This window comes from Yersinia aldovae 670-83, from assembly GCF_000834395.1.
GTDB classification, from domain to species: Bacteria; Pseudomonadota; Gammaproteobacteria; order Enterobacterales; family Enterobacteriaceae; genus Yersinia; species Yersinia aldovae.
This window is the reverse complement of the sequence record NZ_CP009781.1, coordinates 4,398,198-4,415,144: the sequence shown is the minus strand read 5'-3', so window position 1 is coordinate 4,415,144 and position 16,947 is coordinate 4,398,198. Positions and strand designations below refer to the sequence as shown.

Genomic DNA, 16,947 nt, shown 5'->3' with positions numbered 1-16,947 from the left:
ATCCTTGTTAAATACCGACCAACAGCAGATGGGTCAGAGCGAACAATAACAGGGCCAATAGCGACGCCATCATCATCAAATGAATACTGCGTGGAATATCACTCAGAGCGATTTCACGCCGCTCATCGCCGATCCACGGCTTCTCCACCCGCTCACCAAAGTAATCATTCGGGCCACCCAAGCGGATGCCCAGCGCTCCCGCCACCGTGCCTTCCGACCAGGCGCAGTTCGGGCTGGAGTGTTGATAACGGTCGCGCCAACCAATGCGCAACGCCTGACGGTAATCAGCCTGAATCAACCAGGCTGCGATACTGAGTAACAGCCAACTGAGGCGTGCAGGAAGCCAATTGGCGACATCATCCATACGGGCAGAGACATAGCCAATTGCACGATATTTCGGCGTTTTATATCCCACCATCGAATCAAGGGTATTTACCGCTTTATAAGCCATTGCCAGCGGCGCGCCCCCCAGCGTCAGGAAAAATAGCGGAGCAATCACGCCATCGACACTGTTCTCGGCCACGGTCTCTACCACCGCACGGGTGATTTGTGGTTTCTCCAATTGCGAAGTATCACGCCCAACAATCCATGACAGCTTTTCGCGACTTTGCGCCAGGGTTCCGTGTTGTAGCGCATCAAAAACCGCTAATGCCGCGTCACTCAGGCAGCGTCCGGCCAGTAAGGTGTAAATCATCCACACTTGTGCTAACCAGCCGAGCCACGGATTAATCTCTGTCATCAGCCATAAAAACCCCCAGCTGACGAGCCAGGTGATCCCCACCACCAGTAACCACAGCACCGCACCACCCCATTTGAGTGCCCGCTCGCTATGACACACGCCGCGAATGGCTCTCTGCAACCGCGTGATCAGATTACCCATCCAGCGCACCGGATGCGGCCAACGTGGCGGGTCGCCGAGCCAATGGTCCAACAGGAAAGCAACAAACCATGCGCTCAGGGTCATAGCACACTCCGGGCAGCAGTCAGCCAGCCATCCAATAATCCGGGGCGCTGAGCAAAGTGAATATGCAGATAACTGGCCTGAGTCCGTTGCACTTGATAGCCACTGTGCCAGCGCTGAATAACTTCACCATCGCGCCATTTACTGCTATCAAAAACGGGTGTCAGTGGGCTGGTAAAATCGGAGTAATGGAACTCATGACCGCGTAGAATTTCGCCAGACGCGGCTAGTAATGTGTCGCTGCGGGCCTCTGCCTGACAGTAACCAAAGCGAGTCAGGCGTTTTCCCATCCGGCTTTCTCCGGCCAAAACGCCCACCATCCGATGGCGCTGTCCGCTTTCATCCGTCAGAGCATCCCCCAAATACATCAAGCCGCCACATTCGGCATACATCGGAATTTGCTGCCGGTGGGCTTGCTGTAACGCCGTATGCATCGCGGTATTCTCTGCTAATGCGCGGCTGTGGATCTCCGGATACCCTCCGCCCAGATAAATCATCTGACAAGCCGGCAGATGGCGGTCATGCAGTGGGCTGAAACGCTGGATGCGCACGCCAGCTTGCTCCAGCAAATCAAGGTTATCGGGGTAGTAAAAATTAAAAGCTTCATCTTCGGCTAAGGCCAATATCAGCCCGTCGGCCAAAGCTTGAGAAGGCAATGCGGGTGGGGTTCCAACAGGGCGTTGGGTGCTTGAAGTCAGGGTCAACAAGCGGTCCAGATCGATAAAGGCTTCAACCTGCTGGGCCAATTGTTGCCAGCGTGGCGAGTTATCAGGCTGTTTGGATAGTGTACCGCCTCGCTCTTGTGCCGGGATCAGCCCCAAATGGCGTGATGGCAAGGCAACATCGTCCATGACCGGCAAACGGCCCAAAACCGGAATGCCGCAATAACGTTCGATAGCATGGCGAATAAGTTGATAGTGATTTTCTGAATTGACGCGGTTAACAATCACCCCGGCAATCGTCAGCTTGGGGTCAAATTGGCTAAAGCCCAGCACGGTTGCGGCAACGGATGTCGAAACCGCTTTACCATCCACCAGCAAGATAACCGGGCAGCCTAATTGCTTGGCCATCGCTGCACTGCTGCAATAATCGGGGTCAGTACCGTAGCCGTCATACAACCCCATGACACCTTCAATCACCGCTACATCGGCATGGCGCATATGCTGGTTATACAACCCATTAAGGGTGGCGGGCGGCAACATAAAAGCATCAAGATTACGTGACGTCACACCACTGACGGCGGTATGCCAGCCAGTATCCAGATAGTCCGGCCCAACTTTGAACGGCTGCACCGACAATCCACGCGCCATCAGCGCCCGCAAAATACCCAGCGTCACAGTGGTTTTACCACAGCCGCTGCCGGTTCCTGCGATGATAAATGCTTGTTTACCTGAGCATTGCATAAAAAAATCCCGCCATTTCAAGCGGGATATGCAGTGTCAAAAAGGTGCATTTGCGCAACGTCACCGCTGCGCGCATCTGATGACAACCCGCTTCCCACCGAAGGAGTTGAAACTCTTTACTGATTTGGCTGGTCTTCTGGCTTAGCGTCACTCTCCCCCGCTACCTTCCCAATCCTATGGATCAGTGGTCTCAGCGGGTTCGTCAGCATCACAGCAGCGGGGGCTGCGGGGGATTTACACCCCCTTCCCAATCGTGTTATCCACGACATACCTGTTTCAGTATTTAAGTACAGTAGATTCTGTTATTTAATTTCTTATTTCGTTATTTAATTTATCTCTTTATTTACACTGTTATAACAGAGCGTTTATTAATTAGTAGCCTGGTAGACTTTCTTGAAATTAATATACGCTCTTCTGTTCATAAAAAATGGTTAATTTCATTTTTTGCGAGTGATTTTTTTGTATCTCCACAACAAATAATTGCCATAAAAATGCAAAATAACCACTGAAAAACAACAAGTTAAATGAAAAAATATCGTTTAAAAAAATAGCAAAAAATTGCCATTATTTATTTTGTATTTTTAATATCACACTGGATATTCAAATAGACAAACTTGAATGAACAGCATGACCAATTGATATTAGAACAATAACTGTCATTCCATTTCTCTGCGTTCAGAAGAAAGTGAGCGAAATACCTGCGGCGTCACGTTGTAGGTCTGACGGAACACTTTGCAGAAATAGCTGGTCTGGGAAAAACCCAGATTTTTGGCAATGCTGGCAATGCTCCAATCGCTGTGTTGTAACATCTCTCTGGCATTGGCCATCCGCTGCTGATTGACCCAGGCATTAAATCCGATGCCCTGATACTTTTTAAACAATTTGCTGAAGTAGTACGGGCTGAGATACACCTTAGCCGCCACTTCTTCCAGCCGTAGTTCTTCCGATAAATGTGTATCAATATAACGCAGTGCTTTCTTCATTTTGCTGTCATGGGGGGGAACCGGTCGTATTCTGCCCGGTTCTTTGCTACCCATGTTGTCGTTGATCACCACAAAATTGAGATGTTTTTTGAGGCAATTCTCAACAATCAACTTCAATAAATCTGCCGATGCAATCACCCGTGAAAAATCCATAACAGGCACATTTTGGAACTCATCCATCAGTGCCGGATTCTGCTGCCAGTGATTATCGACATTAAGTATATCAATCAGATAAACATCTGAGTGCAACCGCACCTGGCCGCATAACACAAAACCCACTAAATGACCGGCAATAACCAGCGGAATAGAGAAATCAGTTAACCCAGCGTGGCAGCGATAAATACAAGGCTCATTGGACTTTGAAGCTTCAAGACCCCCGCAACGATCACTCATTCGGCAACGGAGATGGTTCACCGGGTCCTGGCGCATCAACTGACAAAATGGCGTAAAGTTAAAAAGATCAGAAATCTCTTCGCCGTGAATATTCACTACCACCACGGCCAGCCCTGTGGCCTGAGCAAAATCCTGCGCGATTTTATTTATGAGCTCTGAGTTAAGAGAACTGGCAGAAATCATGATAAAACCTCTCAGTTAATTTTAATTTATTGTTATTAAGTTTCGTTTGTTGCTATCAATCATCCCTGTAATAAACCATGTGTTACTAATTTGTTATATTTACATTCCTATCAGCAAGTGGAAAACCTATTTCCCTGTGAAGGTTTAGCCTCTGGTAAAATGAAGGAAAATAACAATTCACCTTACCAGAGTCATAATCAACAGGGGACTATAATCAGTCCATTAACCAGAATAGATCACGAAATTTCCTCATCCCGGTTCATAGATTCAAGATGAGGAAACTTACGTTGATTTATAAACTGGCTTTCTCATCCTCTAATTTACACGTATTGCAAGGCAGGTTTTTGCCAATGAAGAAGCGATAAACCGCCGCACCGAGGCAAGCACCAATAATAGGGGCGACAATCGGGATAATGAAATAAGGGATATCACGCCCGCCAGTCATTGAGATTTTTCCCCAGCCGGCAAAGAAGGTAAATAATTTGGGGCCAAAATCACGCGCGGGGTTCATGGCAAAACCGGTTAATGGCCCGGTTGAAGCCCCTATCACCGCCACCAGGATACCAATCAATAGCGGCCCTAATGCACCACGCGGTACCCCATTACCATCATCCGTCAACGCCATAATCAGCCCCATCAAAATGGAGGTAATAATGATTTCAACAAATGCGGCTTGCCATACACTGATAGCCGGTGAGGGGAAGGTACTGAAAATACTGGCCAGTTGCAGACTTTCCAGACTGCCACGTACTATCTGATGGGCGGTTTCAAAATCAGTAAATAAGTTGTGATACAGCATATAAGACAGCGCCGCACCACCAAAAGCACCGGCAATCTGTGCAACGCTGTAGGGAATGACTTTGCGTGCGGGGAAACAGGCAAACAGCCATAAAGCAATGGTAATCGCGGGATTGAGGTGAGCACCGGAAATACCCGCGGTCAGATAAACCGCCAGTGAAATCCCCAGCCCCCACACAATACAGATTTCCCACAAACCAAAACTGGCACCGGCCACTTTCATCGCCGCCAGGCAACTAATACCAAAAAACAAAAACAGCCCGGTGCCAAGAAATTCTGCCACACACTGAGCTTTAAGCGAGTCGTTCATAGGGTTACCCTGCTTGCGGTTAAATTAATACGTTATATACCCTAAATAATTCGAGTTGCAGGAAGGCGGCAATTGAGTAAATCCCCAGGAGCTTACACAAGTAAGTGACTGGGGTGAACGAAAGCAGCCAACGCATATGCAGCTCGAAGTATGACGGGTATGGTATTGCACGGCCCTTGACCTGATCACTATAAAGAGACGGAAAATGAAAGTGTTGTCGTGATTAGCCATTAATTAAACAAAAAATAGAGTTCCTATAGCAAATTATTGCTATTACCTGGCCCAGAACCCCCTCAAAACCCGGCAAATAAGCAACTTATCGTCTAATTCAATAATGTGAATTTCTTGTCATTTATTCTTTCTATTATTGTTAGCAAGCTCGCAATTTCTATTTTAATGTGAGCCAGCCTCCATCTTTATATTCGCATGCGCTATTACCAAATAAAATAGGAATTGTCACTGACTTAATTGTAATTATGAATATGCAAAAACCAATTATTATCACCTAACCATTAATAAATAGACTTATAAAATAATCAGTTAAGTTAAGTCATGACAATAATTTGTTATTTCGTCACTAACCATTCCCGCCAGTAAATTCAATACAGCCATTCTTTTTCATTGCTTGTTTGTATATTCAATCTCAGCACGAACCTGACAACGTTATTACTGAATATAACAACATTATTTTTGAACATGCTATTTGTCGAGGTACTTATGCAACAAGAAGCACTAGGAATGGTGGAAACCAAAGGGTTAGTTGCGGCCATCGAGGCTGCTGACACCATGGTGAAATCGGCCAATGTGACGTTGGTAGGCTATGAAAAAATTGGCTCCGGTCTGGTCACTGTCATCGTCCGTGGTGATGTGGGAGCGGTTAAGGCGGCGACTGATGCAGGCGCTATCGCGGCTGCCAACGTAGGTGAAGTGAAATCAACCCATGTGATCCCACGGCCACATACCGATGTTGAGGCCTTTCTTCCCAAGGGAAACTTGCCAAAGGGAAATAGCTAATGAAAAGCAATGACCTGGTCGACCAAATCATGGCGCAGGTGATAGCAAAAGTCAGTGAACACGCTCCGGCGTCTTCTGCACAACCATCCCATGCACAATCATCCTATAAACAACCATCCTATAAACAACGAGATACGGCTATGGCTGAGAAAACTTGCAGTTTAACGGAATTTGTTGGAACCGCGATCGGTGACACGGTCGGACTGGTGATCGCCAACGTCGACAGCGCCCTGTTGGACGCAATGAAGCTGGAAAAACGCTATCGCTCCATTGGTATTTTGGGCGCTCGCACCGGTGCTGGCCCGCACATTATGGCCGCCGATGAAGCAGTAAAAGCCACCAATACCGAAGTGGTCAGCATTGAATTACCACGCGATACCAAAGGCGGTGCCGGTCATGGCTCGCTGATCATCTTCGGTGGTGATGATGTTTCCGACGTGAAACGTGCGGTTGAAGTGGCGCTGAAAGAGTTAGACCGCACATTTGGGGATGTTTACGCCAATGAAGCCGGTCATATCGAATTGCAATACAGCGCGCGTGCCAGCCATGCACTGGAAAAAGCATTCGGCGCACCGTTGGGCCGTTCTTGCGGCGTGATTGTCGGCGCACCGGCGTCGATTGGGGTGCTAATGGCGGATACCGCAGTGAAATCAGCCAATGTTGATGTGGTGGCTTACAGCTCCCCAGCCCACGGTACCAGCTTTAGTAACGAAGTGATTCTGGTTATCTCCGGCGATTCTGGCGCAGTCCGTCAGGCAGTGATTTCTGCTCGTGAGATCGGCAAAACGGTATTAGCAACTTTAGGTGCTGAACCGAAAAACGACCGCCCTTCTTATATCTGACGCCACAGTGAGGCTGTTTCATGAAATCGAAAAGATTTGAAGCGTTGGCGAAACGCCCGGTTAATCAGGACGGCTTTGTCAAAGAGTGGATCGAGGAAGGCTTTATTGCCATGGAAAGCCCGAATGATCCAAAACCTTCCATCAAGATTGTTAATGGTGTGGTGACTGAACTCGACGGTAAACCACAAAGCAGTTTCGACCTGATCGACCACTTTATCGCCCGCTACGGTATCAATCTGGCCCATGCGGAAGAAGTGATGAAGATGGATTCCATCAAGCTGGCCAATATGTTGTGTGATCCAAATGTGTCACGCCGCACCATTGTTCCGCTGACGACCGCCATGACACCAGCCAAAATCGTCGAGGTGGTGTCGCACATGAACGTGGTGGAAATGATGATGTCGATGCAGAAAATGCGCGCTCGTCGGACACCATCACAACAAGCTCACGTCACCAACGTGAAAGATAACCCGGTGCAAATTGCCGCCGATGCGGCGGAAGGCGCATTCCGTGGTTTCGATGAGCAAGAAACTACGGTGGCGGTGGCCCGTTATGCGCCATTCAACGCCATTGCACTGTTGGTCGGTTCGCAAGTTGGCCGTCCAGGGGTGCTGACTCAATGTTCTCTGGAAGAAGCCACTGAACTGAAACTGGGGATGCTGGGCCACACCTGTTATGCCGAAACCATCTCGGTTTATGGCACTGAACCGGTGTTTACCGACGGTGATGACACTCCGTGGTCAAAAGGTTTTCTCGCTTCGTCTTATGCATCACGCGGTTTGAAAATGCGCTTCACCTCCGGTTCTGGCTCCGAAGTACAAATGGGCTATGCCGAAGGCAAATCCATGCTGTATCTCGAAGCGCGCTGTATTTATATCACCAAAGCCGCCGGGGTTCAGGGGCTGCAAAACGGCTCCGTCAGTTGTGTCGGCGTGCCGTCTGCGGTGCCATCGGGTATTCGCGCCATTTTGGCCGAAAACCTGATTTGCTCAGCGCTGGATTTGGAATGTGCATCCAGTAACGACCAAACCTTTACCCACTCGGATATGCGCCGTACCGCTCGCCTGCTGATGCAGTTCCTGCCGGGTACTGACTTTATCTCCTCAGGTTTCTCTGCGGTGCCGAACTACGACAACATGTTTGCCGGTTCCAACGAAGATGCCGAAGACTTTGACGATTACAACGTGTTGCAGCGTGACCTGAAAGTCGATGGCGGCCTGCGTCCGGTGTTGGAAGCCGACGTCGTGGCTATCCGCAATAAAGCTGCGCGCGCTCTGCAAGCGGTATTCGCCGGGATGGGTTTACCGCCAATTACCGACGAAGAAGTGATTGCGGCGACCTACGCCCACGGCTCGAAAGATATGCCGGAACGCAACATCGTTGAAGACATCAAGTTCGCTCAGGAAATTATCAGCAAAAATCGCACCGGTCTGGAAGTGGTGAAAGCCTTGGCGCAAGGCGGCTTTGAAGATGTGGCGCAGGACATGCTCAACATCCAGAAAGCCAAAATCGCCGGCGACTACCTGCATACCTCGGCAATCATCAAAGGTAATAACCAGGTGCTGTCAGCGGTGAATGACGTCAATGACTACGCGGGGCCAGCTACCGGTTACCGGCTGGAAGGTGCACGTTGGGAAGAAATTAAAAATATTCCAAACGCGCTTGATCCGAATGAGCTTGGCTAAGGGGTTCACGAGATGGTGGATATTAACGAAAAACTGTTACGCCAAATTATTGAAGGCGTATTGCAGGAAATGCAGGGAGATAACAATACCGTCTCCTTTAAGCAAGATACCCAACCTACGGCAACGGCTGCTGTGGCGTCAGGAGATTTTCTCACTGAAGTGGGTGAAGCCCGCCCCGGTACCCATCAAGATGAAGTGATTATTGCGGTCGGCCCGGCATTTGGCTTGTCGCAAACAGCCAATATCGTTGGCATTCCGCACAAGAATATTTTGCGCGAACTGATTGCTGGTATCGAAGAGGAAGGGATAAAAGCGCGGGTTATCCGCTGCTTTAAATCCTCCGATGTGGCTTTTGTTGCCGTCGAGGGTAACCGCCTGAGTGGATCCGGTATCTCTATCGGTATTCAATCCAAAGGCACTACGGTGATTCATCAGCAAGGCTTACCGCCGCTGTCCAATCTGGAGTTGTTCCCGCAGGCCCCGCTGCTGACGCTGGAAACTTATCGCCAAATTGGTAAAAACGCCGCGCGTTATGCCAAACGGGAATCACCACAACCGGTTCCGACCCTGAATGACCAAATGGCACGGCCAAAATATCAGGCCAAATCGGCGATTCTGCACATTAAAGAAACCAAATATGTGGTGACCGGCAAGAATCCTCAGGAACTCCGGGTGGCGCTTTAACAAAGGAAAACACAATGAATTCCGAAGCTATTGAATCCATGGTTCGCGATGTGCTGAGCAAGATGAACAGCTTGCAAGGCCAAACGCCAACTGCCGCTTGTGCTCCAGCGGCCAGCTCGCGCAGTGATGCCAAAGTCTCTGATTATCCATTGGCGAATAAACACCCTGACTGGGTGAAAACCGCCACCAATAAAACACTGGATGATCTGACGCTGGCGAACGTTTTAAACGGCACTGTCACCTCACAAGATTTACGTATTACCCCAGAAATCCTGCGTATTCAGGCATCCATTGCCAAAGACGCTGGCCGCCCGCTGCTGGCAATGAACTTCGAACGCGCAGCGGAACTGACCGCTGTGCCGGATGACAAGGTACTGGATATCTATAACGCCTTGCGCCCATTCCGCTCGAGTAAAGAAGAGCTGAATGCCATCGCCGATGATCTGGAAAAAACCTACAAAGCGACTATCTGCGCCGCCTTCGTGCGCGAAGCCGCCGTTTTGTATGTCCAGCGCAAAAAGCTAAAAGGCGACGATTAATCAATTTCTCAGAGGGTTATAACAATGTGCCCATGGCAGAGAGAACAGGCAGATCGTAAAGACGCCGTAAACCCTTCCTTGGGGGCTCGAGCCGCGCCGTCCTGGCGCGGACGCTTTACTCTTCTGCCTATCCTCTCTGCTCCAGATCGAAGCCTCGGGATATGTCAGCAGTATGGATTAATCAATGGTCAGCCATCTTAGGAACGGATATGCGGTATATAGCAGGCATTGACATCGGTAACTCATCAACAGAAGTCGCATTGGCACAATGTGCGGCTGATGGTCAGTTGCACTTTGTTACCAGTACCCTAACCGAAACCACGGGTATCAAAGGGACGCAACGCAACATTTTTGGCATCACTAAGGCGCTGAATATGTTGGTGGAAAAGGCCGGTATCGCACTAAGCGATATCAATCTTATCCGCATCAACGAGGCGACCCCGGTCATTGGTGATGTGGCGATGGAAACCATAACTGAAACCATTATCACTGAATCCACCATGATCGGTCACAACCCTAAAACACCCGGTGGACTGGGGTTAGGCGTTGGGCTGACCATCACGATTGATGAGTTGGTCACGCGAGACCCTAACCAGCCTTATATTCTGGTGGTGCCCTCTGCGGTTGATTTTGCCGATGTGGCGGCCGTGGTCAATGCTGCTAACAACGCTGGATACCGCATTACCGCGATTATCCTGCAACGGGATGATGGTGTACTGGTCAGCAACCGTCTCACACACACCCTGCCCATCGTGGATGAGGTGCTGCATATTGACCGTATCCCAATGGGGATGTTGGCGGCGGTTGAAGTCGCTATGCCGGGTCAGGTGATTGAAACCCTCTCTAACCCTTATGGCATTGCCACGGTGTTCGGATTGAGTGCTGAAGAAACCAAAAACATCGTTCCGGTGGCGCGGGCTTTGATTGGTACGCGCTCCGCAGTGGTGGTGAAAACCCCGGAGGGTGATGTTAAAGCCCGCGCCATTCCCGCTGGGCATCTGGAGCTATTTGCTAATGGCCGCACAGTACGGGTGGATGTCGCAACCGGTGCTGAAGCCATCATGACCGCCGTCAACAGCTTCCGACATCTGGATAATGTCAGTGGCGAGGCGGGCACTAATATCGGCGGCATGCTCGAACACGTTCGTCAAACTATGGCGGAACTGACCAACAAACCGACCAATGAGATCTTCATTCAGGATTTGCTGGCAGTTGATACTGCGGTGCCGGTCAACGTCATTGGTGGTCTGGCGGGTGAATTCTCGCTCGAACAGGCGGTGGGTATTGCCTCTATGGTGAAATCTGACCGCTTACAAATGGCACATATCGCCAGTGAAATCGAAAAGACACTGAATATTGATGTACAGGTCGGGGGGGCGGAAGCCGAAGCGGCGATACTCGGCGCGCTGACCACACCAGGGACGCGACGGCCACTCGCCATCCTCGATTTAGGGGCAGGATCTACCGATGCCTCAATCATCAATGCGCAAGGTCAAATTGTTGCCACCCATCTGGCGGGTGCTGGCGATATGGTCACGATGATAATCGCCTCTGAGCTGGATCTCCAAGACCGCTATTTGGCCGAAGACATCAAAAAATATCCCTTGGCAAAAGTGGAAAGTCTGTTCCACCTGCGCCACGAAGACGGCAGCGTTCAGTTCTTCCCACAACCGCTACCACCCGAAGTTTTTGCCCGATTAGTGGTGGTTAAACCGGAAGGGTTGGTGCCACTGCCGGGAGATTACGCACTGGAAAAAGTACGCAATATCCGCCGCAGCGCTAAAGAGCGGGTGTTTGTCACCAATGCGCTTCGCGCGCTACGTCAAGTCAGTCCGACCGGCAATATCCGCGATATCCCCTTCGTGGTGCTGGTTGGCGGCTCGTCGCTGGACTTCGAAATCCCGCAATTGGTCACCGACGCCCTTTCTCACTACAAGCTGGTGGCCGGTCGCGGCAATATCCGCGCCAGCGAAGGCCCGCGTAATGCGGTTGCCACCGGATTGATTCTATCCTGGCAACGGGAGAATCACACATGAACTTTACCCAAGATGCACCCGCAATTGTTATCAGCCTGACCTCGCCAACACCCGAGGCGGTCTGGCACCAAGTGTTACTAGGGATTGAGGAAGAAGGCATTCCCTGGCAGTGGCAGCAAGACGATGACACGGATGCCATTCTCCGCGCCTGGCAGGCGGCGACCCGCTCACCACTATTGGTAGGGCTGGCATGTTCTGCCGACGAAGTTATCGTGCATTTTCGTCATTTACCCCCCGCCAGCCCGCTGTTCCGGCAGCCACTGGCACAAGACGAAGACCCGTTACGGCGGCTAGGCAACAACGCCGCCCGATTAGTCAAAGGTTTACCGTTTAAATAATCACACTCAAATTAACAAGGAACTCATATCTATGAACAACGCACTGGGACTCATCGAAACCAAAGGGCTGGTCGCTGCCATCGAAGCGGCTGATGCCATGGTCAAGTCTGCCAACGTACAGCTCGTGGGATACGAAAAAATCGGCTCCGGCTTGGTGACTGTCATGGTTCGCGGCGATGTCGGCGCAGTTAAAGCGGCGGTTGATGCCGGTTCTGCGGCGGCCAGCGCAGTGGGTGAAGTGAAATCTTGCCATGTGATCCCACGCCCACACAGCGATGTAGAAGCCATTTTACCGACCTCTGCCTAAGGGTAAGAAGAGGAGCACCGCGTGAAAACGTCACTGGGTTTACTTGAAGTTAGCGGTCTGGCGCTGGCGATTGGTGCAGCGGATGTCATGGCAAAAGCGGCATCCGTCACCCTGATTGGAATAGAAAAAACCAACGGCTCCGGCTGGATGTTAATCCGTCTGACCGGTGATGTGGCTTCCGTTCAGGCGGCAATCAGTACCGGAGCCGCCTTTGCCCAACTGCATCAAGGGCTGGTCTCAAGTGCGGTGCTGGCCCGTCCGGCAGATCCCCTAATGGCGTATTGGCAAGCGCCACACATTGAGCCAGTCGCCACTGAAACCACCACCTTAAGCGAACCTACGCAACAGGTTGTCGCCGAAAGGGTTATGACAGAAAGCCCCACCATCGACGAGTGCGATGAAGCACAAGCCCCACGACCTGCCGATAGCGCCACCGACGATGAACCAGAAATTGCCTTGGGTGTGGCAATAATGGATTTGGATGTCACAAGACAAAGTGCAGAAAGTGAGGCCCCGCCAGCTCCTCGTGCGAGCTGCAATCTCTGCCTCGACCCGGCTTGCCGACGCCATAAAGGTGAGCCTCGCTTTCGCTGTATTCACTTGGGTAAACGAGGAAAAGTCTGATGGAAAAAGCGTTACTGGAACCCGTTGTCAGTAAGATCCTCGACGAAATGCGTCTTCGTCCGATCCCGCTTGGGGTTTCCAATCGACACCTGCACCTTTCGGTGCAGGATTACCAACAATTGTTCCCCGATCAGCCGCTGATTGAGAAAAAAGCCCTGCTCCAGCCAGGCCAGTTCGCCGCTGCTCAGACGGTGACCTTGGTCGGGCCGAAAGGCAGCTTGAAGAATGTCCGTATTCTGGGGCCACTGCGCAGCGACAGTCAGGTTGAGATCTCTCGTACCGACGCCCGCACACTGGGTATCAATGCCCCTCTGCGGATGTCGGGCAATCTGGACGACACGCCGGCTATCCGGCTGGTCAGCCCCTATGGCGAGCTGGAATTGCCAAAGGGTGTGATTGTGGCATTGCGCCATATCCATATGTCGCCACTGGATGCCCTTATCTATCGGGTCAAACACGGTGACCGGGTGCAAGTGGCCATCCACGGCAGTGGCCGCCGGTTGATCATGGATGATGTTGCTATCCGCGTTTCACCCCAAATGAAACTGGAAATGCACATTGATACCGACGAGGCCAATGCCGCCGGAGCCGATGACCCGGCAGCTTTTGCAACTTTGCTCCCCCCTGCACGGACAACGCAGCCATGAATCTGACTCAGGCGCAAACCGAACAACTGGTCAGCCAGATTGTCACGCGGTTGGCTGAGCGCGAACGCCGGGTTCACACCCTGCTATTGCCTCAGCTACGCGCCGGGCTGGATACATCGGTATTCCTGCACCATGCCACGCTGCATTTAATGTTGCCGGATTTGGCGTTTATCCATCAGTTGGCGCAGTTCGATACCAACTGTCCAGCGGTGGTGGCCTTGAACGAGGCCTGGTCGTGGGGCATGAAAGTGCATATCAGCCTGCACCGTCAACTGTTACCCGCCCTGCCCATGACGGCACTGCGCCCGTTGCCGCTAACTTTCAGTGACAACCAAGGTCTGGCGGTACGGCTACATGCAGGCAAGGTGTTGAGTTATCGCGATATTGCCACACTTGACCCCGGCTGGTTGCTGATTGCCAGCTCCACGTTGGTTACACCGCTGGCGCAGGAAACACTGTCAGCCCGTCACATTCAACTGTTAAGGCAGGAGTAAATCATGCAACTGGCCCGAGTGGTAGGTTCGGTGGTTTCAACACAAAAGTCGCCGACGCTGATCGGTAAGAAACTACTGTTGGTGCGCCGTGTCGCCGGTGATGGCTCGCTGCCTCCGGATAGCAACACGCCGGATGAAGTGGCGGTCGACTCTGTTGGCGCAGGTCAAGGTGAACTGGTGCTGCTGTCCGGGGGTTCCAGTGCCCGGCGCGTTTTTGCCGAACCGAATGATGCCATCGACCTGGCGATTGTCGCCATCGTCGATGAATGCTCTTACTGATTAAGCGGTGATTTTATGAGCATCTATACCAAAACAGGTGATGCGGGCACTACCGCCCTGTTCACCGGTCAACGCGTCAAAAAAAGTCATCCTCGGGTGGAAACCTACGGCACCTTGGATGAACTGAATGCGGCACTCAGCCTGTGTGCCCGCGTGACACAAGGTGAAGAAAACCTTCAGTTACTCGATGCCGTACAACATCAATTGTTTTATTTCAGCGCTGAACTGGCCAGTGAGGGTATCGAAACCCCACCCAGCGGGCGAAAAAGTATTAGCGAAAAAGATATCCAAGCGCTGGAACACGCGGTGGACCGCTGCATGGCACAACTGCCACCGGTGCACGGTTTTATCCTGCCCGGTAACACTGAAGCAGGGAGCCGCTTACATTTTGCCCGCACCTTGGCGCGGCGCTGCGAACGGCGGTTAATCGAACTGGCCGAGCAAGTGCCGGTGCGTCCGGTGTTATTGCAGTATCTCAACCGGCTATCGGACTGCTTGTATGCCCTGGCCCGCGATGAAGACCAGCGCCAGACATTGCAACAAACAGTACAAACCGTGGTAGCGCGCTATTTAGCCGCAACCACTGAGAAACCCGTTGCGACCACTCAGCCCGCGAGCGCTGGACTCGGATTTTCTGATGTTCACCAGCTGGTTAAGTTAGCGGTTGCAGCCGCCATGAAATTACAAATTTCCGTAGTTGTGGCACTGGCCGACCGCCACGGCAACATGATTATGACCTACCGCATGCCCGATACTTTGCTGGTCAGCAGCGAGCTGGCACCGAAAAAGGCCTGGACCGCTGTCGCCATGAAAACCGCTACCCACCAACTCAGTGCAGCCATTCAACCGGGTGCCAGCCTGTTCCAACTAGAAGCCAGCACTGGCGGCAAAGTGGTGAGTTTTGGCGGGGGCTACCCACTGTGGCGTGACGGCCAATTGGTAGGAGGTTTAGGGATAAGCGGCGGTAGCGTCGAACAAGATATGCACATAGCAGAAGCGGCCATATCGGCTTTACATCTGAGGAATGAATAATGAATACCAATGACCTTGAATCGCTGATTCGCACTATCCTCACCGAGCAACTGACGCCGGTCACGGCCCCTGCCTCCAGCGCCATTTTTGCCAGCGTGGATGAAGCCATTAATGCTGCTCACAGCGCATTTTTGCGCTATCAGCAAAGCCCGATGAAAACTCGCAGCGCCATTATCCGCGCTATCCGTGAGCAATTAAAGCCACAACTTATCTCTCTGTCCGAGCGCGGTGCCAGTGAAACCGGCATGGGTAATAAAGAAGATAAATTCCTGAAAAATAAAGCTGCACTGGAAAACACACCGGGTATTGAAGACCTGTCTACCACCGCCCTGACCGGTGATGGCGGCATGGTGTTATTCGAGTATTCACCCTTCGGCGTTATTGGTTCAGTCGCCCCCAGCACTAACCCGACCGAAACCATTATTAATAACAGCATCAGTATGTTGGCAGCGGGTAATGCCGTCTATTTCAGCCCCCACCCTGGTGCTAAAGCCGTGTCATTGGATCTCATCGCCCAAATTGAAGAGATCATTTTCAACAGTTGCGGCATTCGCAATCTGGTGGTGACAGTAAAAGAACCGAGTTTCGAAGCCACCCAACAGATGATGGCACACGACAAAATTGCCTTGCTGGCTATTACTGGTGGCCCGGCCATTGTGGCGATGGGCATGAAAAGCGGCAAGAAAGTGATTGGTGCCGGTGCCGGTAACCCACCTTGTCTGGTGGATGAAACCGCTGAGTTAGTCAAAGCGGCGCAGGATATCGTGGCGGGCGCTTCATTTGACTACAACCTGCCGTGCATTGCCGAGAAAAGCCTGATCGTGGTGGAAAGTGTTGCCGACCGTTTATTGCAACAGATGCAGGCCTTCGATGCATTACTGATAAGCAATCCGCAACAGGTCGACAGCTTACGCAACGCCTGCCTGACGCCGCAGGGCCATGCCAATAAAAATCTGGTGGGTAAAAGCCCGGTTGAACTGCTGAAAGCCGCCGGCATCACCTGCCCGGCTAAAGCCCCGCGTCTGTTATTGGTCGAAGTGGCTGGTGACGATCCACTGGTCACCACCGAACAATTGATGCCGCTGTTACCGGTGGTGCGGGTAAAGGATTTTGATGCGGCCCTGACATTGGCATTGCACGTCGAGGGCGGCCTGCATCATACCGCAACCATGCACTCGCAAAATGTCTCGCGCTTGAATCTGGCTGCACGTTTGTTGCAAACCTCCATTTTTGTCAAAAATGGCCCGTCCTATGCCGGGATAGGTGTCGGCGGTGAAGGCTTTACCACCTTTACTATTGCCACCCCGACGGGTGAGGGTACTACCTCGGCGCGTACCTTTGCACGTCAACGCCGCTGTGTACTGACTAATGGTTTCTCTATTCGCTGAGCGAGGA

Annotated in this window: 18 protein-coding genes and 1 riboswitch; of the genes, 14 read left to right on the top strand and 4 right to left on the bottom strand. The window is 51.7% G+C overall.

From position 1 onward, the window contains the following. Positions 1-7: 7 nt before the first annotated feature. The 4 genes from cbiB to pduF form a co-directional block, all read right to left on the bottom strand. Entirely contained in the window at positions 8-964 is a 957-nt protein-coding gene (cbiB, locus tag AT01_RS19890; RefSeq protein WP_042548389.1) for an adenosylcobinamide-phosphate synthase CbiB, read from the bottom strand. Then, positions 961-2,364, bottom strand: a complete 1,404-nt coding sequence (locus tag AT01_RS19885; RefSeq protein ID WP_042548388.1) for a cobyrinate a,c-diamide synthase — start codon at positions 2,362-2,364, stop codon at positions 961-963. The genes cbiB and AT01_RS19885 overlap by 4 nt, the downstream gene beginning before the upstream one ends. 109 nt (positions 2,365-2,473) lie before the next feature. Next, positions 2,474-2,654, bottom strand: a riboswitch (cobalamin riboswitch). Between the two features lie 366 nt (positions 2,655-3,020). Beyond that, positions 3,021-3,923 carry a transcriptional regulator PocR gene (gene pocR, locus AT01_RS19880; RefSeq protein ID WP_042548387.1) on the bottom strand — a complete coding sequence of 301 codons (903 nt, stop codon included), beginning with the start codon at positions 3,921-3,923 and terminating at the stop codon, positions 3,021-3,023. Positions 3,924-4,215: 292 nt separating this feature from the next. Continuing rightward, positions 4,216-5,031 (bottom strand): propanediol diffusion facilitator PduF, encoded by an 816-nt coding sequence (gene pduF / locus AT01_RS19875; RefSeq protein ID WP_042548386.1) that lies wholly within the window; start codon positions 5,029-5,031, stop codon positions 4,216-4,218. A gap of 717 nt (positions 5,032-5,748) precedes the next feature. Between pduF and pduA the strand changes: the two genes are divergently transcribed. The 14 genes from pduA to AT01_RS19805 all read left to right on the top strand — a co-directional run bounded on the left by pduA (position 5,749) and on the right by AT01_RS19805 (position 16,940). Further along, entirely contained in the window at positions 5,749-6,045 is a 297-nt protein-coding gene (pduA, locus tag AT01_RS19870) for a propanediol utilization microcompartment protein PduA (RefSeq protein ID WP_005157689.1), read from the top strand. Beyond that, complete coding sequence (gene pduB / locus AT01_RS19865) at positions 6,045-6,887, top strand: propanediol utilization microcompartment protein PduB (RefSeq protein WP_042548385.1); 843 nt, start codon at positions 6,045-6,047, stop codon at positions 6,885-6,887. Before pduA ends, pduB begins: the two co-directional genes overlap by 1 nt. A gap of 20 nt (positions 6,888-6,907) precedes the next feature. Next, positions 6,908-8,572, top strand: a complete 1,665-nt coding sequence (pduC, locus tag AT01_RS19860; RefSeq protein ID WP_004699355.1) for a propanediol dehydratase large subunit PduC — start codon at positions 6,908-6,910, stop codon at positions 8,570-8,572. A 15-nt stretch (positions 8,573-8,587) separates the two neighbouring features. After that, positions 8,588-9,256: a propanediol/glycerol family dehydratase medium subunit gene (locus AT01_RS19855; protein ID WP_162484254.1), complete on the top strand. Its 669-nt coding sequence runs from the start codon at positions 8,588-8,590 to the stop codon at positions 9,254-9,256. Between the two features lie 14 nt (positions 9,257-9,270). Then, the gene (gene pduE / locus AT01_RS19850; RefSeq protein ID WP_042548383.1) at positions 9,271-9,795 is read left to right on the top strand and encodes a propanediol dehydratase small subunit PduE; all 525 of its coding nucleotides are present in this window, start codon (positions 9,271-9,273) and stop codon (positions 9,793-9,795) included. A 209-nt stretch (positions 9,796-10,004) separates the two neighbouring features. Beyond that, positions 10,005-11,831, top strand: coding sequence for a diol dehydratase reactivase subunit alpha (locus AT01_RS19845; protein WP_042548382.1), 1,827 nt, complete (start codon positions 10,005-10,007; stop codon positions 11,829-11,831). Then, a complete protein-coding gene (locus AT01_RS19840) occupies positions 11,828-12,169 on the top strand; it encodes a glycerol dehydratase reactivase beta/small subunit family protein (RefSeq protein ID WP_019080989.1) in 342 nt (113 codons plus the stop codon). The genes AT01_RS19845 and AT01_RS19840 overlap by 4 nt, the downstream gene beginning before the upstream one ends. 31 nt (positions 12,170-12,200) lie before the next feature. Then, entirely contained in the window at positions 12,201-12,476 is a 276-nt protein-coding gene (gene pduJ, locus AT01_RS19835; protein ID WP_004388818.1) for a propanediol utilization microcompartment protein PduJ, read from the top strand. Positions 12,477-12,497: 21 nt separating this feature from the next. Next, positions 12,498-13,100 (top strand): BMC domain-containing protein, encoded by a 603-nt coding sequence (locus AT01_RS19830; protein WP_042548381.1) that lies wholly within the window; start codon positions 12,498-12,500, stop codon positions 13,098-13,100. Beyond that, positions 13,100-13,747: a phosphate propanoyltransferase gene (locus tag AT01_RS19825; RefSeq protein ID WP_042548380.1), complete on the top strand. Its 648-nt coding sequence runs from the start codon at positions 13,100-13,102 to the stop codon at positions 13,745-13,747. Before AT01_RS19830 ends, AT01_RS19825 begins: the two co-directional genes overlap by 1 nt. Next, on the top strand, positions 13,744-14,241 hold the full coding sequence (gene pduM, locus AT01_RS19820) for a microcompartment protein PduM (protein WP_042548379.1): 498 nt from the start codon (positions 13,744-13,746) through the stop codon (positions 14,239-14,241). Before AT01_RS19825 ends, pduM begins: the two co-directional genes overlap by 4 nt. Positions 14,242-14,244: 3 nt before the next feature. Further along, positions 14,245-14,520, top strand: coding sequence for a EutN/CcmL family microcompartment protein (locus tag AT01_RS19815; protein ID WP_004699362.1), 276 nt, complete (start codon positions 14,245-14,247; stop codon positions 14,518-14,520). Positions 14,521-14,535: 15 nt separating this feature from the next. Next, positions 14,536-15,552, top strand: coding sequence for a cob(I)yrinic acid a,c-diamide adenosyltransferase (locus AT01_RS19810; protein WP_042548378.1), 1,017 nt, complete (start codon positions 14,536-14,538; stop codon positions 15,550-15,552). Continuing rightward, entirely contained in the window at positions 15,552-16,940 is a 1,389-nt protein-coding gene (locus AT01_RS19805) for an aldehyde dehydrogenase family protein (protein WP_042548377.1), read from the top strand. Before AT01_RS19810 ends, AT01_RS19805 begins: the two co-directional genes overlap by 1 nt. Positions 16,941-16,947 lie beyond the last annotated feature (7 nt).